This window comes from Pseudomonas sp. 1152_12, assembly GCF_052850675.1.
The window spans coordinates 88,126-108,251 of sequence record NZ_VXCW01000010.1; the positions used below are offsets into that span (position 1 = coordinate 88,126).

16 protein-coding genes and 1 pseudogene are annotated in these 20,126 nt (G+C 61.0%); 5 read left to right on the plus strand and 12 right to left on the minus strand.

The window, feature by feature from the left end; genetic code table 11:
• Positions 1–150: 150 nt before the first annotated feature.
• The 9 genes from FW764_RS19535 to FW764_RS19575 all read right to left on the minus strand — a co-directional run bounded on the left by FW764_RS19535 (position 151) and on the right by FW764_RS19575 (position 14,006).
• Positions 151–2,661: a fimbria/pilus outer membrane usher protein gene (locus FW764_RS19535; protein WP_446435260.1), complete on the minus strand. Its 2,511-nt coding sequence runs from the start codon at positions 2,659–2,661 to the stop codon at positions 151–153.
• An 85-nt stretch (positions 2,662–2,746) separates the two neighbouring features.
• A complete protein-coding gene (locus FW764_RS19540; RefSeq protein WP_446435261.1) occupies positions 2,747–3,478 on the minus strand; it encodes a fimbrial biogenesis chaperone in 732 nt (243 codons plus the stop codon).
• Positions 3,479–3,552: 74 nt separating this feature from the next.
• Positions 3,553–4,155, minus strand: coding sequence for a fimbrial protein (locus tag FW764_RS19545; RefSeq protein WP_083357791.1), 603 nt, complete (start codon positions 4,153–4,155; stop codon positions 3,553–3,555).
• Between the two features lie 194 nt (positions 4,156–4,349).
• Positions 4,350–4,997, minus strand: coding sequence for a response regulator (locus FW764_RS19550; protein ID WP_446435262.1), 648 nt, complete (start codon positions 4,995–4,997; stop codon positions 4,350–4,352).
• 23 nt (positions 4,998–5,020) lie between these two features.
• Complete coding sequence (locus tag FW764_RS19555) at positions 5,021–8,194, minus strand: response regulator (protein WP_446435263.1); 3,174 nt, start codon at positions 8,192–8,194, stop codon at positions 5,021–5,023.
• Positions 8,195–8,277: 83 nt separating this feature from the next.
• Positions 8,278–9,471, minus strand: coding sequence for an EAL domain-containing response regulator (locus FW764_RS19560; protein WP_446435264.1), 1,194 nt, complete (start codon positions 9,469–9,471; stop codon positions 8,278–8,280).
• Positions 9,458–12,256, minus strand: coding sequence for an ATP-binding protein (locus FW764_RS19565; protein ID WP_446435265.1), 2,799 nt, complete (start codon positions 12,254–12,256; stop codon positions 9,458–9,460). The genes FW764_RS19560 and FW764_RS19565 overlap by 14 nt, the downstream gene beginning before the upstream one ends.
• Positions 12,257–12,312: 56 nt before the next feature.
• Positions 12,313–13,296 (minus strand): fimbrial protein, encoded by a 984-nt coding sequence (locus FW764_RS19570; RefSeq protein ID WP_446435266.1) that lies wholly within the window; start codon positions 13,294–13,296, stop codon positions 12,313–12,315.
• Between the two features lie 23 nt (positions 13,297–13,319).
• Positions 13,320–14,006: a fimbrial biogenesis chaperone gene (locus FW764_RS19575; RefSeq protein ID WP_446435267.1), complete on the minus strand. Its 687-nt coding sequence runs from the start codon at positions 14,004–14,006 to the stop codon at positions 13,320–13,322.
• Between the two features lie 207 nt (positions 14,007–14,213).
• Between FW764_RS19575 and FW764_RS19580 the strand changes: the two genes are divergently transcribed.
• On the plus strand, positions 14,214–14,735 hold the full coding sequence (locus FW764_RS19580; protein ID WP_446435268.1) for a chemotaxis protein CheY: 522 nt from the start codon (positions 14,214–14,216) through the stop codon (positions 14,733–14,735).
• Between the two features lie 187 nt (positions 14,736–14,922).
• On the opposite strand, the gene FW764_RS19585 is transcribed toward FW764_RS19580, so the two are convergent.
• Positions 14,923–15,636 (minus strand): hypothetical protein, encoded by a 714-nt coding sequence (locus FW764_RS19585; protein WP_446435269.1) that lies wholly within the window; start codon positions 15,634–15,636, stop codon positions 14,923–14,925.
• Between the two features lie 98 nt (positions 15,637–15,734).
• Positions 15,735–16,811 carry an aldo/keto reductase gene (locus FW764_RS19590; RefSeq protein ID WP_446435270.1) on the minus strand — a complete coding sequence of 359 codons (1,077 nt, stop codon included), beginning with the start codon at positions 16,809–16,811 and terminating at the stop codon, positions 15,735–15,737.
• A gap of 130 nt (positions 16,812–16,941) precedes the next feature.
• Here FW764_RS19590 and FW764_RS19595 point away from each other — a divergent pair, with 130 nt between their 5' ends.
• On the plus strand, positions 16,942–17,619 hold the full coding sequence (locus FW764_RS19595) for an ABC transporter ATP-binding protein (protein ID WP_446435271.1): 678 nt from the start codon (positions 16,942–16,944) through the stop codon (positions 17,617–17,619).
• Entirely contained in the window at positions 17,616–18,407 is a 792-nt protein-coding gene (locus tag FW764_RS19600; RefSeq protein ID WP_446435272.1) for an ABC transporter permease, read from the plus strand. Before FW764_RS19595 ends, FW764_RS19600 begins: the two co-directional genes overlap by 4 nt.
• Before the next feature lie 251 nt (positions 18,408–18,658).
• Here FW764_RS19600 and FW764_RS19605 read toward each other — a convergent pair whose 3' ends face one another.
• On the minus strand, positions 18,659–19,009 hold the full coding sequence (locus FW764_RS19605; protein WP_446435430.1) for a hypothetical protein: 351 nt from the start codon (positions 19,007–19,009) through the stop codon (positions 18,659–18,661).
• Between FW764_RS19605 and FW764_RS19610 the strand changes: the two are divergent.
• Together FW764_RS19610 and FW764_RS19615 are read left to right on the plus strand one after the other, a co-directional pair.
• Positions 18,972–19,319, plus strand: a pseudogene (locus tag FW764_RS19610) (LysR substrate-binding domain-containing protein); the annotation flags it as partial. The gene FW764_RS19605 and the pseudogene FW764_RS19610 overlap by 38 nt on opposite strands.
• 104 nt (positions 19,320–19,423) lie before the next feature.
• Positions 19,424–20,056, plus strand: a complete 633-nt coding sequence (locus tag FW764_RS19615; protein WP_446435273.1) for a glutathione S-transferase family protein — start codon at positions 19,424–19,426, stop codon at positions 20,054–20,056.
• Positions 20,057–20,126: the final 70 nt, after the last annotated feature.

The window sequence follows — 20,126 nt, forward strand, 5'->3', positions numbered from 1 at the left end:
GACCCAAACAACGGATATGTACTCAGCGCCCTCCGGCAACCACAACACTCAACCCGTAAAAAAAGATGTGTAGATACCTATGGCTATCGCGGGCAAGCCCGCTCACATTTGGATTTTTATACATCAGAGAGAGGGTGTAGGTATCGCCCCTTAAGGCGTGCACACCAACGCCTGGCGCTCATAGTTCAGCGCTTTATTCTGCGGCGGCAACGTATAGGTTGCACTGCACTGCTGCTCACCCCACTTGATAAGCAATGTGCCGTGATCCTCTTCCACCAACGCCAGCGCATTGCCATTCGGGTCTGCAATCGCCAGCTGCTTGCCGTTCGTGTCCTCCAGCGAAGCCCCAAACGACAGCGGCTTATGCTGCGCATCAAACAACTCAAACAATACCCGCCGACCGGTGGTGCCGCTGTAATGCGCCACCACAATTGCGCCACGGCGCGGCACCACTTGCTGAGTGGCGTTGGTGATTTCCACATCGCCGCCCAGGTCGCGGGTGTCCAGGCTCACCCAGTTCACCCGGTAAGGCTGGGCATTGGGGATCACCGCGTAGCCGTTGTAGCCGGTCTCCACGCCGCTGTAGCTGCTGATCTTCGCGCCGGAGATGCCCGGCACTTCGGCCAGTGCAAAGGTCTCGCTGACGGTCTGCCCCAGGTTGACGCCGCCTGCGTGCGCGACCACGGAGCCTGCGAGGTTGAGGTTCTGCGAGTTGTAGCCCTGGCCCTGGCTGTAGCCGAGGCTGACGTCCGCCACCGAGGTGCGGCTGTTGATATTCACCGAACCGGAATCGCCGCTGGTGTCGCTGTGGCCGGCTTGTACCGAATAGAACGTGTCGCTGGTGTCGGCGACGTAGCCATTGATGCCCGCCTGGGTGGTGGTGTCGCCATGCTGCCGGCTGGTGGTGACAAACGCGCGTGGTGCGCGGGCCTGGCTGCCCAGCGGGAAGGATATCGACAGGTTCACCTGGGTGTCGCTGCTCGGCTGGCCAAAGGTGACGATTTGCTTGGTGCGCGTCACGCCGAGGTTGTAGCTCAGGTCGCCCCAGTTGCTGGTGTAACCGGCCGAAAAACTCTGCGAGCCGCCGCGGTTCCAGTAGCGCTGGTCGCTGGCGTTCACGTAGACGCTGCCGAATTCACTGTTGCGCCCGATGCTCTGGTTGATGGTCAGGTCGGTGCGGGTTTTCGAATGGCCGTTGCGCACGCGCACGTCTTGGCTGGAGTCTTCGACGTGGTCGGTGAGGGTGCGGTAGCCCTCGGTGGAGTAGCGGTAGGCGGCCAGGGTGAAATTGGTGTCGGTGCCGGTGAAGGTTTTTGCATACAGTGCCCGCACGCTGCTGCCCTGGGTGGTTTTGCCCTGCGCCTTGCTGGAGGAGTGAGTGGTGTCCAGAGAGAAGGCGCCGAACGAGGTGTTCTTACCGGCGCCAATGGACAGCGCGTTGTAGTCCTCGCTGGTCTGCAACCCGAGAATCGCGCTGAGGTTGCTGGTCAAGCCGTAGGCCAGGGTGCCGCTGAGAAAACGCGGCGTCGCGAGGCCGTCGGCGTTGCTTTTGAACGTGCCCGCCGAGAGGCTGTACTTGACCTGACCTTCACGCACCATGATCGGCAAACTGGAAAACGCCTGCGTCGTCACCCGGCGCGTGCCGTCGGCTTCGATCACGGTGATGTGCAGGTCGCCGTTGGAGCCGCTGGGGTAGATGTCGTTGATCTCGAACGGCCCCGGCGCGACGTTGGCGGTGTAGAGGATGTAGTCGTTCTGGCGGATTTCTACCGTCGCGTTGGTCTGCGCCACGCCACGGATCACCGGTGCATAACCGCGCTCGCTGTCGGCGCGCATGCCGTCATCGGAGGCGAGTTTGAGGCCGCGATAACGCACGCTGTCGAACAGGTCGGTGTCGGAGAAAATTTCACCGGCGCTGAACTGGCCCTTGATCGCGGTCACGTCGTGCTGCAGGTAGGTGCGGTTGCTGGTGAAGGTGTTCGGGCGCCCGGTGCCACTACTCAGGTTTGACTCGTTGCGCAGGCGCCAGGCACCCAGGTTAATGCCGTTGCGCAGGCCGAGGTTATTCGAGATGCGCGTTTGGTAGTCGCCAGCGGTGCGGCTGCTGTTGAGCTGATAGTTGATGAACGCGGCGGGCACGCCTTCATCCCATAACTGCGGGTCGACGTAACCGCGCAGGCCACGCTGCATGGCCATTTGCGGGATGCTTGCCATCAGGCGCAGGCGGCTGCTGTCGTAACGCACGCTGGCGTCCTCGATCATCTCGGCGAGGGCGTAGCATTCCTGCGGCTGCAGCGGGTCGATTTTGCCATCGGCCTGCAAACGGTGCATGTCGACGCCCAGTTGCTTGAGCAAATCGAGGGTCAGGCAGGCTTCGACTCGGCCGTTCTTTGGGTTGCGCTTGAAGTCGATGTCGCGTCGGCCCACCAGCATTTCGTTGCTGTACAGGTCGACGCGGTAATTGCCCGGCAGCACGCTGTTGGCCGAGAGCAGCTGTTGCAGGTCGACCGGCGACTGCGAGCCTTGCAGGAATGTGGTGTTGAAGGTTTCCGCAGCCTCGTCAGCCATTGCCCAGGCCGGCAGGCTGGCGGCAATCGCAAGCGACAGCGTCTTCAACTTCAGTGCGCCACGCGCGGGCCTGTTACTGGAAAGAAAAGACATGCGAAGACCTGTGGCATCCCTGATTGGCGAACAGGCGGGCACGCAAACACGCACGTGGAGTGAGCCTGTGGGTTAGAGAAAAGGCTTAGGGTTTGAGGCGTGATTCAGTCGCGTACGTGGCGACGCCTGACAGAGGCGCGGTGTAGTGGTTCTGCGCGCCGTAGTCATTGATACTGGAAAATGACAGTTGCACCGGGCCAGCCGCGAGTGGCGTCTTGAGCGGGAACTGTTTTGCCTCGCCGGGCGCGATCATGCTCGAATCGCTGGCCAGCTGTGCCTGCACCTTAATATCGGCCATGGACACGTGGTACAGCGTCGGGTTTTTCACCTGCAACAGGGTCTGCGCACCGTGCTTGGCCAGCGACCATTCAAGCTGGGCAGGCGCCTGCAACGCACTGCCAGTCAGCCCGGCAGGGCGGTAAAAAATCTTGATACGTTGACGGATGGCCAACTGCAAGGTGTTCTCGGCCTCACTGGTCTTGGGAATTTCCTGCACATTCAGCCACACCACCGACTCACGGTCCGTGGGCATGCCGGTGCCTTCGTACAAGATGCGCAGCAGTTGCTGTTCCTTGGCGAATACGCGGGCCAATGGCGGGGTGACGGCAAACGGTGCGCGGCTGGCGCTGGCGTCGTTCATGTCGACCCAAGATTGAATCAATACATCCTGGTTGCCGTTGCGCACGGTGATGTTGGCTTCCTTGTGGTCGCCATCAAACACGATACGGGTGGCGTTCAATGAAATGCTGGCGGCGGCCTGGGTAGCCATAAGCATGCCCAGCAGCCCCAGGGTTGCGGCGATAGAACGAGGCAGCATGAGGGTTATCCGGTGTCATCAAAGAGAATGGCGAGGCCGTTTGGCCTCGCGCGATCGGTGCTCGGGGCGCCGAGTTACTCGTATTGCAGGATGAACGGCAGGGTTGCATCACCGCGACCGGCGGTGGATGCACCGGAGGCACCGGTGGTGACATAGGCAGCTGCGAAGCTCAGGGTGGCGTCGCCGCCCGCAGTGCCTTGGCCGTGCATGGCGCTTTCAATGCGTGCGGTGCTTGTCGAGCTGAGGTCGATCAAGGTGCCTGTGCTGTCGAGCAGGGCGATACCGACGTTTTGCGCGGTGGCCGAACCTGGGTTCAGGGCCAATACTTTTTTGCCGGTGACCAGGCCCGAACCGCCGTTGTTGGCATCAAAGATCATCGCGACTTTGGTGCCCTGGTTGCAGTTGACGTTCAGGTTGAAGTCTTTGGCGGTCACACGGCCGGCGGTTGGGTTTTCCGCGGTGCCCATGTCCTTGATCGACACGTTGCCCATGTCCACCGAAATAGTGCGGTCGGAGTTGGCGCCGTCTACCGAGCAGGCGTCGTTGTTAATCACGCCGGTGAAGGTAATTTTACCGCTGCCGCCCAGGGTAGGCGTCGGTGCCGGATCATCGGCAAATGCACTGCCGGAAGCGGCGATAATGGCCGAGGCGATAACTGCCAGGGAAAACTTCTTCATGATGAGGTCCGTAAGTGTTAGTTGGAAAGTGCTGTTGTTGAACTGCGAGGAAAGAATAAGAGACGAGGCGCTGCGAGCGAATAAGACGATTCTTATAAGCCGCGCAATAGATGGGTTAGTTGCACCCCAAGGCGGGTGGGAGGCCAGTAAATAAAGGGCCAAGCCATTGCGTTGGAATGGCTTGCACGTTGTGCTTAGTTGAAGATGTTGCGCGCCAGGCAATAGGCGAGAAGGTCCTGATCGCTGCTCACTTCAAGTTTGCGCATGGCGGATATTTTTTGTGCGCTGATGGTTTTTGAACTGCGGTTCTGGCGGCGCGCAATATCACTCACGCTCATGCCGGAAATAAATAAGCGCAGGATCTCGAACTCTTTGGGCGACAAGCTGGTAAAACGCTCGTCGATGGCGGTGAGGGTCTCGATCACCGAGGTCTTGGGCGGCTCCAGGCTGCGGTAGGCGCTGTGTTCTGCAATCGCCTTGAGTGCCAGTTGAATCTCGGTGTGCAACTGGCTTTTCTGGATGATGCCGACCACGCCTAGCTCTTGCAGGCGAGTGAGGATCAGGTGATTGGAGATCATTGTCAGGATCAGGATCTGCACCTGCGGAAAATGCCGTTTCAGGTATTCCACCAGCTTCAGGCCATCACCATAGGGCGAGTCGCCCGGCATGTTGTAGTCGGTGATCACAATGTCGGCGCCCTGATGCTGCAACAGCTCGATCAGGCCCGTCGAACACACGGCTTCGCCCACTACCTGAAAGCGCGTATCGCGCTCCACCAGCTCGCGTACCCCGAGCAGCACGATCGGGTGATCGTCCGCGATAACCACGTTGAATTTTTTCATAAAGGGCCGTCCGTAGTGCCTGTTCAAGTGAGGGAAGTGTGCCCGGGCTGGAGCGTGTCCAGGACGGCCGACAGTCGCTGCATCACAGTCTTCACCTTGAGTTCAAGTGAAGTGTCGAGGCTGCCGCGGTTGAGTGCGCTTTCCAGTTCGATGCAGGCTTGGGCCAAGTCGAGCGCCTGCACCGCGCCCAAGGCGCCGGAGGCCGAATGCAGCAGTTGGCCGAGGGTGCGCGCGTCGCGCTGCGCGAGGGCCGCGCCGATACGCTGCAAGTCCTGCTGCACGCTGCTGATGAACAGCGGGCGCATCTTGTCCGACAGCTGCACGCTGTCGTCGAACGTCTCGGGCGGCGGTTCGACCGGTGGCTTGACTTTGCACTGCTTGACCAACTGCGCGCGCAAGGTTTGCAGGCTCAAGGGTTTGACGATCCAGGCATTCATGCCCACCGCCAGGCAGCGCACGCCTTCTTCGCGCATGGCGTTGGCGGTCACGCCGATAATCGGCAACTGCCGGTCATGCGCCCTGAGGGCCTTAGTCAGTTCATAGCCATTCATCAAGGGCATGTTCACGTCAGTCAGCACCAGGTCGAACGCTTGCGGTTGCCACAGCTGCAGCGCCTGCTCGCCGTTGGCCGCCAGGGTCACTGAGCAGCCGAGCGCCTCCAGTTGTTCCTTGATGATCGCCTGGTTGACTGGATTGTCCTCCGCCACCAGGATGCGCAGCCCCAGCCGGCCTGCGCTTTGCGGTAGGGCGGCCGGCGGATGCTCGTGCTTGCCGTGCTGCGCCAACGACACGGTGGCGGTAATGGCGCGCACGTCGTACATGTCCACAACCCAGCCCTGTTTTGTGTGCTGCGGCGGAGTGTGTGCGCCCGGCAGGCACAGCACGCGTTGGCCGGGCCAGGAGCGGAGGGGCTCATTGGGCAGCACATCGACCAGCACAGCGTGGCGGCTATCCTGTTGGGGCGTGGACGCCGCCAGGGCTGCTGTAATACCCAGACGATTGAGCCAGTCACACAGCGATTGCGCCAACTCGCGCACCGGCGCCTGCACATACACAGGCGTTGGGCTGGGTTCGATCAGCGGTGTGTTGGTCAGGGCACCGCTGCACAACGGCAGGCGCATTTTCAGGGTAAAGCTGCTGCCCAGGCCCGGTTCGCTGACCACCTTGATTTCACCGTCCATCATTTGCGCCAGCCAGCGGCAAATCGATAGTCCCAGCCCGGCGCCGCCTTCGCTGGCGGTGTCGGGTGCCTGGTAAAACACGTCGAACAGCTTGGCCTGCTGCGTCTCGGGAATGCCCACGCCGGAGTCGGTGACCTGCCATTCGAGGTCGACGTTGTCGGCGTCGAGTGTGGTCACTCTGGCGCGAATCACCACGCGTCCGATATCGGTGAACTTGATGGCGTTGCTTACCAGATTATTGAGGATCTGGCGAATACGCATCGGGTCGCCCATCACACAGTCCGGCAGCTGCGGATCGATGCAGCTGTAGAGTTGCAAACCCTTGCGCTGGGCGAAGGCGGCGTAGGTGTGCAACGTGTCTTCGAGCATGTCCAGCGGGCAGAACTCTACGGCTTCAATCGCCATTTGCCCGGACTCGATTTTCGATACGTCCAGCACATCGCTGATCAACTGGAACAGCGTGGCGGAGGACCGCTGAATCGTGTGCAGGTAAGTTTGCTGGTGGGGGTCCAGGTCGGTCAGGCCGAGCAATTCCAGGGTGCCGAGCACGCCATACAGCGGGGTGCGAATTTCATGACTCATGGTCGCCAGGAACAGTGTCTTGGCCTTGTTGGCTGCATCGGCGGCGCGACGGGCGTCCTCCAAGGCGTGGGCATCGTCGATATGCCGAGAGATGTCGTTGAATGCATACAGGCGCACGTCCTCGGCCTGGTAACGGGTGGAGACAAAGCCGACCTGCAAGTGTCGGCCTTCGATCTCCAGGTGCGTTTCGCCGCTTTCGGCGCTGTCGTGCACACCGGCCAGGGCCGCCACCAGGCGTGCAGTGCCCGGCCATTGCTGGGCGCGCTGGTTCTCGATTAGCACCTTGGCGTCGCTGCGCCGTACCACACACAAACCGGTGGGGGCGGTGTCGATAATCACGCGGCTGAATGCCACGCTTTCGGCAATCCGCTCGTGGGCCAGGCGCGCCGGCGCAATAACCTGGCGCCGGTACCAGCGGCTGCCGGCCCAGCCCAGGGTAATCAGGCTGCCTAGCAGCAGCGCGAGGGTGCTCAACGGCCACAAAGCCGAATGAAAGAAGTGTGAGTAGTTCAGGCCATAGATCGCGCTCCAGGGCTTGTCGCCCGCCTGGGTAATCTTGAACTCAAAGCCGTCTGCGTTGAAATGCACGCCATCGCTGAGCGGCGCTCCCACTTCGGGGCCGATCAACCGGTTGCCATCGGGGGCAATCAGGGTAAAGCGGTCAAATGCCGAGTGTTCCAAGGCGCGCTGCACGTCGTCGACTTGAGCCATGTCGAGCAGGGTGCCGACCACCGCCTGGCCCTGGCCGTCGAGGGGCAGGCCGATGTAAGCCAGCAGGTGCTCGGGCGCGGGGCCGGTCTGCCAGTAAACGCGGTTCTGTTCCAGCGGTTGCGGCGTCTGCTCAAGGGTTTGTTGCACCTCGTTAACCAGCGTCACCAGGTTGCCGGTTTCGTCGGTGCTTTCCCGGCGCTGGTAGCCCACCGACGGCACGGTGATGGCGTAGTTCGTCTGGCGATTGAGCAGAAAGGTTTGCGGCGCTTCATAGGGCGACGAGGACCAGAAGGCACTGAAATAGCTGGTCAGGTGCGCGCCCAGGGCAAAAATCTGCGGCCTGGCGGCAGGGCTGACTTGCTGTTCATCGAACTTGACGCTGAACGGCACCGAGAACGAATACTTCTGGCCTTCGTAAAGCGTGCGGTGGTTGTCGACCATGCGGCTTTTCAGGCTGACCTGAACCTGGGTGGCGCGCAGCAGTTCGGCTTGGATGCCCGGGTGGGTCAGGCTCTTGAGGTACGACTCCTGTTCCGCCAGGTTCTCCATCAGGCGCGCGAAATGAAAGCGCGTCGCACCGTAGCGGGTTTCGATCCCGCGTTGCAGTGACCAGTAGTTGGTCAACACCAACAGTAACGCGATACCGAGCAGCACCATCAGGCCTTTGTTCAGGCGCAATGAGCTGCGGGTAAAAGCTTCGAGGACCGCGTTGTTGTGCTTCATCAGGAGTTTCCGCAAGCGCAGGGTAAATCGGCACAGGATGGAGCTTACTCCTTACTATCGAACAGATAATCCGTGGCCGCCAACTAGTGAGATGTCGCGGGGCCATCATTGTTCAGTAGTTGTTGAAATTGTTCAGAAGAAACCGCGTGAGAAATCAGGAAACCCTGCACCTGATTGCAGTCAACTTTGCGCAGCAGGGCCAGTTGCTGCGGTGTTTCCACCCCTTCGGCCACCACGGTCAGGCCGAGTTTGCGCCCCAACGCAATAATGCTCGCCAGGGCTTGGGCCATGCCCTCGTTGTCGTGGCAACCCTGTACCAGTGCCTGGTCGATCTTCAATTCGGTGAACGGCGTGGAGACCAGGTTCAGGTACGAGCTATAGCCCTTGCCAAAGTCATCCTGGGACAGGCCAAAGCCCTTGATGCGCAGGCGGCAGGCACCGGCGTAGAAGTTGCTGATGTCCTGGGGCACCGAACATTCCATCAGCTCGAAGCAGATCATTCCCGGGATGCCGTCGTGGTGCAGCACAAACTCCAGCAAGCGGTCGGCCAGGTCGTGACTGTTGAGCAGGTGGGTGGGCAGGTTGATCGACACCGGGATTTCGTAGCCACGTTGGCGCCAGCGTTCCTGGGCGTGGATTGCCTGCTTGAGCACCACCCACAATAGCCGCTCCTCCAGCTCGAACGCTTTGATCGCCGGCAGGAACGCGGCGGGCAGCATCACGCCTTGCTCGGGGTGCATCCAGCGCACCAGCGCTTCGGCGGCGACAATGCGCCCGTTGGCCAGGGATTTTTTCGGCTGGAACCAGGCCTGGAGCTGGCCTGAACTCATGGCCTGGAGCAGGGTGTGGCGGTCGATGTCCAAGTGTTCGGGCAAAGCCGGGGAGGGCTTGCGTACGCTGTTCTTGAGCTGGTCCACCAGGCTGCGCAGAGCGTCGGCAGCGACGGGTTTGGAGATCAGCCCGATCACTTCCACATCGAGGTTTTTCGCCACCAGGCTTGCCGCCATCAACATGCGCCGCGACGCCGCACTCATGATTGCCAGCGCCGGCTTGCAACGCAGGCTGGCCAGGCACTGGATAAATTGCACGCCGTCCATGCCGGGCATCAGCAGGTCGGTCAGTACCAAGTCGAAATCGCGCTGGCGCAGGCGCTCCAGCGCTTCTTTGCCGTCCTCGGCGGTTTCGAGCATGAAATCCCCCAACTCACTGAGCAGGTGCTGCAGGTAGATGTGCTGCAGGGGATGGTCCTCGACGATCAAAATACTAAGGGGCTTCATGGGTGATCCGTGCATAAGGCGCCAGGGAGTTGAATAGAGCCCGCAACGCAAAGGGTTTGACCAGGCAATGGTTCATGCCAGCGGCCAGGCACAGGTCGGCCTCGCCGCGCATGGCGTTGGCGGTGGCCCCGATAATCGGCAACGGGCAGCCTTGGCGGCGCAGTTCGCGCGCCAGGTCATAGCCGTTGATGTGGGGCATGTTCACATCCGTCAACACCACGTCGAAGTTGCCGGCGGTGTACAGCTGCAACGCTTCCTGACCATCAGCTGCCAGCTCCACGGTGCAGCCAAGCTCTTCGAGCTGGTCACGCAAAATCAGCTGGTTAATGATGTTGTCCTCGGCCACCAGCAGGTGCAGGTTGAGTTTGTTCAGGTCACGCTGGCGCGTCTGCTCACCGGTGCGGGCCACCCACAGCCCTTGTGCCTGGCTTACGGCTTGATGAATCGCGCCAAGGTGGTTGAGGTTGACGTGCCAGGCGCCCGTGTTTGCCTCCAGCGCGGTGCAGGCGTTGGTGCTGACGTGAATCACCGGCCCCGGCCACTCCGGCGCCAGCAGTGGGTCGATGCTGCCAGGGTGAACTTGCAGCAGCAGATGGCTTTCGGGCAGTGTCGGCAGGCCGGCCTGGGCGCGAGCCCCCCAGCGGCGCAGCCAGCCGCTGATGGAATGCGCCAGCTCCGGGATCGGCGACACTACGTAAATGGTCTCGGCCAACAGCGGCGTCATCGGTGGGGGCGGGGCTTCTTCCAGCGGCAGGATCAGGCTGAAACTGCTGCCCAGCCCCAGTTCGCTGACCATGCGGATATTGCCGTTCATCAATTCGGTCAGACGCTGGCAGATCGGCAAGCCCAGGCCGGTGCCGGCGACCACGTTGGTGTTGCCTTCGCTCTGGTAGAACGGCTCGAAAATCATCGCCTGGTCTTCCTGGGCAATGCCTTTGCCGGTGTCCGAAACCTGCCACAACAGGCTCGAGCGCTCGCCATCGCGGCCGAGCACTTTGACCCGCAACACCACGCGCCCGTAGTCGGTGAACTTCACCGCGTTGTTCAGCAAATTGTTCAGAATCTGGCGGATGCGGGTCACGTCGCCGATCAGCCGTTCCGGCAACTTCGGGTCGAAGCAGGCATACAGTTGCAGGCCTTTGCCCTGGGCGGCTGCGGCGTAGCCCTGGATGATTTCGTGGACCAGGTCCAGCGGTGAAAACTCGCTCATTTCCAATGCCAGCTGCCCGGCCTCGATTTTCGACACGTCCAGCACGTCACAGATCAGTTGCAGCAAGGTTGAAGACGAGCCTTCGATGGCATGCAGATAGTCTTTTTGCTGGGCGTCCAGTTGCGTGCGCGCGAGCAATTCCAGGGTGCCGAGCACGCCATACAACGGCGTGCGGATTTCATGGCTCATGGTCGCCAGGAACAAGGTCTTGGCCGCGTTGGCTGCATCTGCCGACTGCCGCGCTTCTTCCAGCGCCGCCTCGACTTGCTTGCGCGCGCTGATATCGCTGAAGGCGCAAAACAACACGTCCTCGCCTCTGTAGCGGGTCGGCGCGCTGCTCAGGTACAGGTGGCGGCCGTCGATGGTTTCAAAGTAATCGCTATGCTCGTTGGGTGCGTCGGCGAAGGCCTGTTCGATCCAGCCGGCACGCAACGCCTCGCGCTCCGGGCCGTGGCCCAGCCATTGCTGGGCCAGGGTGTTTTCCAGCACCACTTGGCCGTCGGCGCGGCGCAGTACGCACAGGGCGACGGGCGCGGCCTGGATCACATCACGGCCGAATGCCTCACTTTCGATCAACGCCTGGATGCGATGGATCGAGGGAACGATGAAGCGCTGGTCGACCCGGCGCATCACCAGCCAGATCAGCGTCAGGCTGAACAGGCAGAACAGCAGCGAACCGAGCAGCTGTTTCCACAGGCCAGCAACCACCGCACGCAGGTCGATGGAGTACATCAACTGCCAGTCTGAGGACTTCAGGTGCTTGCGGATCACCAGATGATCGGGCAGCAAACCGCTGCCGACAAAGCCGAAAAAGCTGTCTTCGCCGGGCCGCAGGTGTTGCTGGCGCAGCTGTGTGTCATCGCTGTTGGTGAACACCAGCATGCCTTGTGAGTTGAGCATCATGAACTCGCCAGCACTCTGGTCGCTGAGGGTAGAGGACACTTCGCGGCTTTCCATCTCCAGGCCCAGCCAGCCTGAGTTGGGGTCTTGGCGGTCCATGCGGATAAAAATGTACAGGTGCGAGTGGTGCTCGGTGCGGTCGCTCAGCCACAACTCGCTGAGCGTCGCCGGGTCGCTGTGTTGCAAGGCTTTGAGGCGGTTGAGCATGCACTTGGAAATCGGCAATACCTGCGCAGTCGCGTCATACAGGCGCATCACCTGCGGGGCGGGGCCAGCATTCACGTAAAGCAGGTTGAGCTGCTTGGCCTTGAGGTAGTCGCGCAGGCGCTCGGTCAGCCACATGCTCCACGGGTTGCCGGGCGTGTCGCCCAGTTGCACTTGTTGTTCTTCCGGGGAGGCGGGGTAAATTTTTGAGTGTTTACGCACCGCCGACAGGCTCAGGCTTTCGAGCAAGGCTTCGCGGTTGGTGAAAAAGGTATGGGCTTGGGCGATAGCGCTGCTCATGTAGCCACGGCGTTGGGAGATATCGTTATTGAAGGTCGACAGCACAAAGGTGTAGACGCCGCTGAGGATGCCGATGAGCAGCACGGTCGCGAAAATACGAAGCAGCCTTCTGGCTGCTTCGGGTCGGGAGAGGACGGGGTTGATCTGGAGCAGATAACTTTTCAATCGCATCGGTGGACTTTAAGCGTCGACCTTTGCGTGTGGCATAAGACGATCCTTAAAAGCCACTACTTGTAGTACATGTCCACCACCACTGCGGCGTCGAATGCGCCGGGAATCGGCAGGGTGCGCCACTTCAGGTCGGCGCGGAATTCGTCATGGCTCTGGCCCAGGCCCATCAGCTCCTGCAGGGTGAACCAATTGTTGAACGGTAACGGTTGCTGGCTCTCGGCGCGAGACAATGAGATGCCCACCGATTTGTTGTTATCCGGCACCAGCAAGCTGTTGATCACGCTGCCGCCGCCCGGCGTGGAGGCGAAGCGTGCACTGACGGTGTAGGGCGTGTCACAGCCCTTGCGCAGGTTCAGGCTGAAGTTCGCGCTGCTGGCGACTTCGCCGATTGACGCCTTGCGCGACGGCGTGGGGAATTTGACCACGCTGGGGGTGATGGTCAGCTCGGGCGTGCAGGGCACGAAGCGGATGCCGTTCATGCCGGTGACCACGTAGTTGAAGTTACTGTTGGGTCGTGAATTGAGCCCGCGCACGCCGTCGAGCTGGAACACGCGGTATGACGTCAAGGTACTGGCCTGGCCGCTGGGTGGCGTGGGGTCGTACTTCTCGATGAACACGCTGAAATTGAGCGTAAAGCGCGCCTTGTCCCAGCCTTTGCAGTTGGCCAGGTTGCAGCCACGATCGGAAAAAAATCCGGTACCGACCTTGCCGGTGCTTTGGGTAATCGGCTGGTTGTTATAACGAATGCCCACGCGGATACCCGTTCCGATGCTGACGCTGGCCGGGTTGACGTAGAAGTACACTTCTTCGCGGCCGACGCTGTAGTCGTCCTTGCAGATCACATTGGTGGAGCGCGGGCCGGACTCCCAGATGATGCTGCCGTTGGGGGCATCGGCGGCGACCGCCAGCGCGGTACCCAATGCCTCTTGGGTGATGATCGAGTTGGTGCCGTCTTCACGGCAGGCCAGTGCGTGGCTGGTAGCGGGCAGGATCGCGCCGGCCCACAGCAGCATGGGTAAAAAGCGTTGAGTGAGTGACATTGGTGTAAATACCCCGCGAATCATCAGTTAAGCGCCGCGCGATGGCGGGCCTGCAAACCGATATCGGTGATTTCGGTGAAATGGAGGGTGGTGCCTTTGGGCAAGGGGCTCGGCGCGGTCAGGGTTTTGCTCTCGTACGGCTTGAGCAGCAGGTAATCGCTGAGCGCCTCGTTGTCGGTCTGCAGGTTCACCAGTGACAGGTGAAAAGCACTGGGGTTACGGACCGTGACGGTGCGCCCGTCGCCGCGGCTCCAGACCAACTGGCGCACCGCTTCGGCCGAGCCACCTTTGAGCGCGGGCGGCCGGTAGAACAACTTGAGCCGCTGGCGTATCGCGAATTGCACGCTGTTGGGGTCTTCGGGCTTGAGTGGTATTTCCATGATGTTGAGCCAGAACAACGATTCGCGGTCGCTTGGCAAGCCTTCACCGGCATACAGGATGCGCAACGGGTGATGCTCGCCGGCGGCCAGTTGTACCAGCGGCTCGGTGGCGGCAAACGGTACGTTGCGGTCGGTGGCGTCGTCCTCGCCGGTGATCCAGGTTTGCACCACGACCTCACGCGGCGCCTGATTGACCACGCTGATGGTGGCGCCCTTGTCCTGGCCGAAATAGATCAGGCGCGTGCCTTCGATCTTCAGCGCGGCGCTGGCGGGCGGCGGTGCCAGAGCCAGCAGTGCGCAGGCTAAAATCACCATTCTGAGTAGAAACATGAGCAAGGATGGATTCCATGGGGGCGTGTGGGAACGCAGCCCATGGTAGGTGCCGGGTGGGGCAAGGGCTTTCAGGCGATTCTTAAAAGTTGGCAGGTCTACCCGGCGGCCGTTTCAGAATCGCCTTAAAGTCAGGTTTCCCCCCTGACGGGTAACGTGATCGGCGTTGAATGATCGACGCGGATGCCCACCTGTCAGGTTTACCCTATGTCCAATAAAGCGTTACGCCTTCTGATTGCCGATGCAGACCTTCTGCAGCGGATCAAGATCGAGAAAATGCTCAACCAACTGGGCTATTACCGCATCGCCCCCTTGAGCTCGTTCGACGAGTTGCAGGCGTTGACACGCGCGGACGGCGTGGCGTTCGACCTGTTGATCATCAATACCGCGCTGGTGCACTCGCGGCAGGTGAACGTGTTGAAGTACTGCCACGACAACCCGCTGATTCGCCACACGCTGATCTATGACGGGCAATGCGCGCAGAGCTCGGTGGTGTCAGTGTCGGTGAGCCAGACCCTGCACCTGTCACTGTCGCAATCGCCGGACTTCAACTCGCTGCGCCGTTGCATGGAAGTGGTCGACCCCGACCATAGCCTGCCGACGGTCGAGCGGCCGACACTGCGCGCCGTTGACAGCCGCGTCAGTCAACTCTCGACGGCGCCGCGCGCCCTCTACCAGGGCGACCCGGCGGTGGTGGCGTGCGCGGTCGGGCTGTTGCCCAAGCGCTGATCAACCGGCCCGGCTCAGTGCATCGCCCATTGGGCGAGGTAATGCGGGTGCGTAAACGGGCTTAGGAGAGGACGTCCGGTTTCAGGGCCGAGCATGATGGCTGCCCGATCCATGAACCGCCTTAAGCCGGCTGCTCGACTCTTCGGGGCAGGCCATACCTGATGGCGTTACGTGGGCGCGTTGAGTATCAGCGTGGTTTTGTAAGCGTGGACATGCCGGAGGTTGAGCGAAGATTTTGTTTGGGCAGTATCTGCTTTTTAAACGTGATCTCGTCTTTACCTTCGCTGTGTTTTTCTATCAGGTAGAGCATGTCATCACTCTCGCCGACGATACAGCCCGTGACCACGTCGAGGTTATTGAGCTGGAGGGTTGACGGTTTGCAGTCACGAATTTCCTGGTAAGCATTCAGCTTGCCGCGTTCGATGGATTGGGAGAACGCGATCTTCCAGCAGCCCCAGGCAAGAAAGGTGAGCAAGGTGATCAGCAGCACTGCCGTGATCTGCATCCTGGCTTTTGTGTAGCTTTTCTTCAGCCGCTGTCCCAGTCGATAGGTAAAAGCGGTGGGGTCCTGCGTCCTGGTGGGGAACACTCGATCCGGGTTTTCAGTGAAGTACACCAGGAGCGCGAAGATCGTGCCGCCTGCGATGACAAACAGCATCGCACCCAGCTTGACCAGAATGTCGATGCCGCCATACACCACGAACTGATAGGTATCGTAGCCCAGCCGATTAACGGGAACGCCGAGCTTGAGGTTATAGGTCTCAAGATAGGCGTATCCGTTTGAATAAAGCAGTGCAAATAGCAGCACCATGATCGACAGGCTTTCAAACTTAACCACTTTCCACAACCATGCGGCTTTAATGCGGTTGGGCTGTGTATCGGCATCTTTTGGGTCGACCATGGGGCATCCTTTCTATGGGAATGCGGCAGTCTAGTGGGCACAGGGTGTGTTGCCCAGGCCCCGTGCCCACGCCTCAGTGCGCAACCCGTCCCATTGAGTTACTTGTCCTTGCGCGCATCCAGGGTCTTTTGATGCTCGGCCAGGAAGGGTTGCTCCGCCGGGTCAAAGCGATCAATCCCGGCTGTAAAACGATGCCAGTACGGGTACAGCGGTTGTCTACGCGTCACCGCTTCGATGCGTGAACGCTGCTCCTCGGTGAGTTTCAGTTCGGTCGCCGCGAGGTTGTCGCGCAGGTGTTCTTCGGTGCGAGCGCCGACGATCAGCGAGGTGATGCCCGGGCGATCCTTGAGCCACGCCAGGCACGTGCGCGCGACCGACACGCCATGCTCATCGCCCACGGCGGCGAGGGTTTCGATGATGTCCAGCGCGCGTTCCTGGTCATGCACATAGGGTTCCGGCCAGCCGCTGCCCTGACGGGTATTGGCCGGTGGCTTATGCCCGCGCCGGGTCGAGCCGGTCAGCAGGCCTTCGCCCATCGGCGCCCACACCAGCGTGCCGATCGACTGGTCGAGCGCCAGCGGCAGCAATTCGTACTCGGCCTCGCGGGATTCGGGCGTGTAGTAAATCTGCTGGGTGATGGGTTTGAGCATGCCGTGAAGCTCAGCCTTGCCCAGGGTTTTCATCATCTGCCAGGCGGTGAAGTTGCTGGTGCCGAAGTAGCGAATCTTGCCCGAGCCAACTAACAGCCGCAGCGCTTCGAGGGTTTCCTCGATCGGCGTCAGGCCGTCCCAGTTGTGCAATTGGTAGAGGTCGATGTGATCGGTGCCCAGGCGTTTCAAACTGGCTTCGCAGGCGCGGATCAGGTGGTAACGCGAGGAGCCGGAGTTGTTTGGGTTGTTGTCCACGGGGCTGCGGCCCTTGGTGGCCAGCAGGATGTCGTGGCGCTTGTCGCCCAAGGCTTTACCCACCACTTCTTCGGCCAGGCCGTGGGAGTAGAGGTCGGCGGTGTCGACCATGTTCACCCCGGCGTCGAACGCGATGTCGAACATGCGCTTGGCCTGGGGCACGTCCACCGAGCCGCATTTTTCGAACTCGGCGCGACCGCCGAATGGCACGGTGCCCAAGATGATTTCGGATACCAGCAGGCCCGAATGGCCCAGTTGTCGGTAGTGCATGTCGCCTCCTGTTTACGTGGCACGTGAAGGTGTGAGCGACATGAATGGCGATAGTTTGAATTTTTTCATGAAAACTTCGCCCGCCTGCCGCACCATTGCGCCAACTGGATTTAAGAGGAACACCGCGTCCATGAGCGCACTGATAGAAACCCGCGCCCTCACGCGTAAGGACGAGCGTCGCCAAGTGGTCTTGCTCCAGCCCACGGACTTCACTCTGAACAGCGCCGACCGCGTGTCGATCACCGGTTCTTCCGGCTCCGGAAAAAGCGTGTTCCTGCGTGCGCTGGCGCTGCTGGATGCGCCCACTTCGGGGCAAATTTTGTGGAATGGCCAGCCTATCGCTAACGCTGAGATTCCCCACTATCGCAGCCATATCAGCTACCTGTCGCAACGCCCGGCGCTGCTTGAGGGCACGGTGGAAGACAATCTGCGCTTCCCCTTCAGCCTCAAGACCTTGCGCAAGCGCAGCTTCGATTTGCAGGCGGTCACCACGCTGCTGGGGCATGCCGGTAAACCCCCGGACTTCCTCGGCAAAAACGCCGGCGATCTGTCCGGCGGTGAGTCCCAGGTGGTCTCGTTGATTCGCACCTTGCAGCTGAATCCCGAAGTGCTGTTGCTCGACGAACCTACCGCCGCCCTCGATCCCACGTCATCGCGTGATGTGGAAGCGCTGATCGACGCCTGGTTTGCCGCCGACAATTCGCGTGCTTACGTCTGGGTGTCCCACGACCTCGAACAGGCCCAACGCATGAGCGCCATCCACCTGCACATGAGCGCGGGCGTGCTGAGTGGAGCGGCGCAGCCATGAACTATCAAAACCTCAGCGCGCTGGACATGGGCATCGCCGCCTCGCTGATCCTGATCAACGGCGCGCTGTCATTGCTGTTGCGCTTGGGCCTTGGTCGACAATTGCTGTGGGCGGCGGTGCGCACTGTGGTGCAATTGTTGGCCATCGGTTATCTGCTCGGTTGGGTGTTCGAGTTCGCGTACTGGTACGTGGTGCTGCCGCTGATGTGCGCAATGACCTTGATCGCCGGCCTGTCGGCGGCGGGGCGTGGGCGCAGGACCTATCGCGGGCAACGGGTCGACAGCATCCTGTCGGTGTGGGGCAGCTCGTGGCTGGTCACGGCGGTGGGTTTGTTTGCGGTGATCCGCATCCACCCGTGGTACGAGCCGCAATATGCGATTCCGATTTTGGGGATGATCCTTGGCAACACCCTGACCGGCGTGTCCCTGGGGATTGAGCGCATGACCCAGGAACTGACCTCCGGGCGTAACACCATCGAGATGATCCTGGCGCTCGGCGGTTCACGCTGGGAAGCCGCCCAGGAAGCGATTCGTCAGGCGGTGCGCGCCGGGATGATCCCCACGTTGAACCAGATGACCGTGGTCGGCATCGTCAGCCTGCCCGGCATGATGACCGGCCAGGTGCTGGCAGGGGAGAGCCCGGTGGACGCAGTGCGTTATCAGATCGTGATCATGTTTCTGATTGCCGCGTCGTCGGCTTTGGGCACGGTGGGAGCGGTGTTGCTCACGTACCGGCGGCTGTTTTCTACTAGCCACCGTTTTTTGCGCGATCGTCTCGAAGAACGCTGACAGAGCAGCCAACTCAGCTCAGATGTGGGAGCAGGCTTGCCTGCGATAGCGGTGTATCAGTCGCCGAATAAGTTGACTGAACCACCGTTATCGCAGCCTCGCTAAAGCTCGACAGCTCCCACAGGGGTTAGCGAGAGGGCTTCAATCCAAATCTGCCACGCCAAAATCCAGCACCACCTTCATCGCCTGGGTCTTATCCGCCGCCAACTCAAACGCTTTTACCGCCTCCCCAAACGGCACGGTATGGGAGATCACCGGGCGCACATCCACGATCTGGCGATTGAGCAAGTCCACCGCTTGGGCGAACTCCGAATGGAAGCGGAACGTGCCACAAGGTTGTGGGTGCGCGTGGCGTCCATGTTTTCGGCGCAGGCGAGGGCGCTGGCAGACAGGTCCACGGCCACGATTTCACCGGCACCGGCGGCGCGCAGGCTGCCGATCGGGCCGCAGCCGGTCACCAGTACGCGCTTACCGAACACCGTACCCAGCGGGCCACGGCGTTGCATGCCGGCATTGTTGACCAGGATCTCCAGCGGCCCGAGGTGTTCTTCGATATCGGCCACGGCGGCCCGGGATACCCTCCAGCCCACGAACTTACTCAACGTGCCGGTGTACATCCTCGCGCGACGTTATGCGCCGGGGTTCTATGACGCGTTTATGCAGGCCTTGGGGACCACGCTGGACATTGCCTCGGAGCTGGGCGAGTTCACCACCCTGCTTGCGCTAGTCTCTGCCGGGTTGGGTGTCGGGGTGTTGCCGCAGCAGGCGGCCCGGGCATTGCCGGCTAATTGCGTGGCGCGCCACCTCGAGCTGGGAGCGTTTCAGGCCAGCACCGGGCTGGCCTGGGCCGAGTTGGACAGTGCAGTGAAGACCCGGTTGTTCAATCTGATCATGCAATTGTTTGGCGAGTGATTGTTTCGCCGGGTGAAATGCTCGATTGTAAATCCTGGTGATTCCGGCGATCAGCGCAGCGGTAGACCATGCCTGGCGTCGATCCCCCACTTTTGGAGCCTTTCATGTCCCAGCATTCGATCAAACTCTATGGTTTCCCGCTCTCTGGCCACTCCCACCGGGTTGAACTGATGTTGTCGCTGTTGGGGCTGCCGAGCGAGTTCATCCTGGTGGACCTCAAGCAAGGCGCGCAGAAATCCGCGGATTTTATGGCCAACCTGAACAGCTTCGGCCAAGTGCCGGTCATTGACGACAACGGCACCGTCTTAGCCGATTCCAATGCGATCCTGGTCTACCTTGCGACCACCTATGGCAACGGGCAATGGCTGCCGAGCGACCCAGTGGGTCTAGCGCGTGTGCAGCGCTGGCTCTCGGTTGCCGCCGGTCAACTCCACGGCGGGCCTGCTGCCGCGCGGCTGGCCGTGGTGTTTGGCGCCGAGGTCGATACCGTGAGCGTCATCAACCGCTCCCACGCCCTGTTGAGAGTGGTGGAACAGCAATTGAGCCAAAGCCGCTTCCTGGCTGGTGAGCAACTGAGCATTGCCGATATTGCTTTCTACACCTACTTGGCCCACGCGCCGGAAGGCAATGTGTCACTGGCCGACTACTCTCAGGTGCGCGCCTGGCTCGCCGCGATTGAAGCTTTGCCGGGTTTTGTCGGTATGCCGCGTACGGCAGTAGGTTTGCAATCGAAGTAAGGTGAACACGCTGTGGCGAGGCAGCACGCTTCCTCACCACAAGTGGCTGGTGTTCAGTTGATAGAAGGGG

Bases quoted from the DNA above. Each gene is read 5' to 3' on its own strand.
- FW764_RS19580 (WP_446435268.1), top strand. From the start codon at position 14,214: ATGTCCAATAAAGCGTTACGCCTTCTGATTGCCGATGCAGACCTTCTG.
- FW764_RS19600 (WP_446435272.1), top strand. From the start codon at position 17,616: ATGAACTATCAAAACCTCAGCGCGCTGGACATGGGCATCGCCGCCTCG.
- FW764_RS19550 (WP_446435262.1), bottom strand. From the start codon at position 4,997: ATGAAAAAATTCAACGTGGTTATCGCGGACGATCACCCGATCGTGCTG.
- FW764_RS19590 (WP_446435270.1), bottom strand. From the start codon at position 16,811: ATGCACTACCGACAACTGGGCCATTCGGGCCTGCTGGTATCCGAAATC.
- FW764_RS19535 (WP_446435260.1), bottom strand. From the start codon at position 2,661: ATGTCTTTTCTTTCCAGTAACAGGCCCGCGCGTGGCGCACTGAAGTTG.
- FW764_RS19570 (WP_446435266.1), bottom strand. From the start codon at position 13,296: ATGTCACTCACTCAACGCTTTTTACCCATGCTGCTGTGGGCCGGCGCG.
- FW764_RS19540 (WP_446435261.1), bottom strand. From the start codon at position 3,478: ATGCTGCCTCGTTCTATCGCCGCAACCCTGGGGCTGCTGGGCATGCTT.
- FW764_RS19615 (WP_446435273.1), top strand. From the start codon at position 19,424: ATGTCCCAGCATTCGATCAAACTCTATGGTTTCCCGCTCTCTGGCCAC.
- FW764_RS19560 (WP_446435264.1), bottom strand. From the start codon at position 9,471: ATGAAGCCCCTTAGTATTTTGATCGTCGAGGACCATCCCCTGCAGCAC.
- FW764_RS19595 (WP_446435271.1), top strand. From the start codon at position 16,942: ATGAGCGCACTGATAGAAACCCGCGCCCTCACGCGTAAGGACGAGCGT.
- FW764_RS19545 (WP_083357791.1), bottom strand. From the start codon at position 4,155: ATGAAGAAGTTTTCCCTGGCAGTTATCGCCTCGGCCATTATCGCCGCT.
- FW764_RS19575 (WP_446435267.1), bottom strand. From the start codon at position 14,006: ATGTTTCTACTCAGAATGGTGATTTTAGCCTGCGCACTGCTGGCTCTG.
- FW764_RS19555 (WP_446435263.1), bottom strand. From the start codon at position 8,194: ATGAAGCACAACAACGCGGTCCTCGAAGCTTTTACCCGCAGCTCATTG.
- FW764_RS19565 (WP_446435265.1), bottom strand. From the start codon at position 12,256: ATGCGATTGAAAAGTTATCTGCTCCAGATCAACCCCGTCCTCTCCCGA.
- FW764_RS19585 (WP_446435269.1), bottom strand. From the start codon at position 15,636: ATGGTCGACCCAAAAGATGCCGATACACAGCCCAACCGCATTAAAGCC.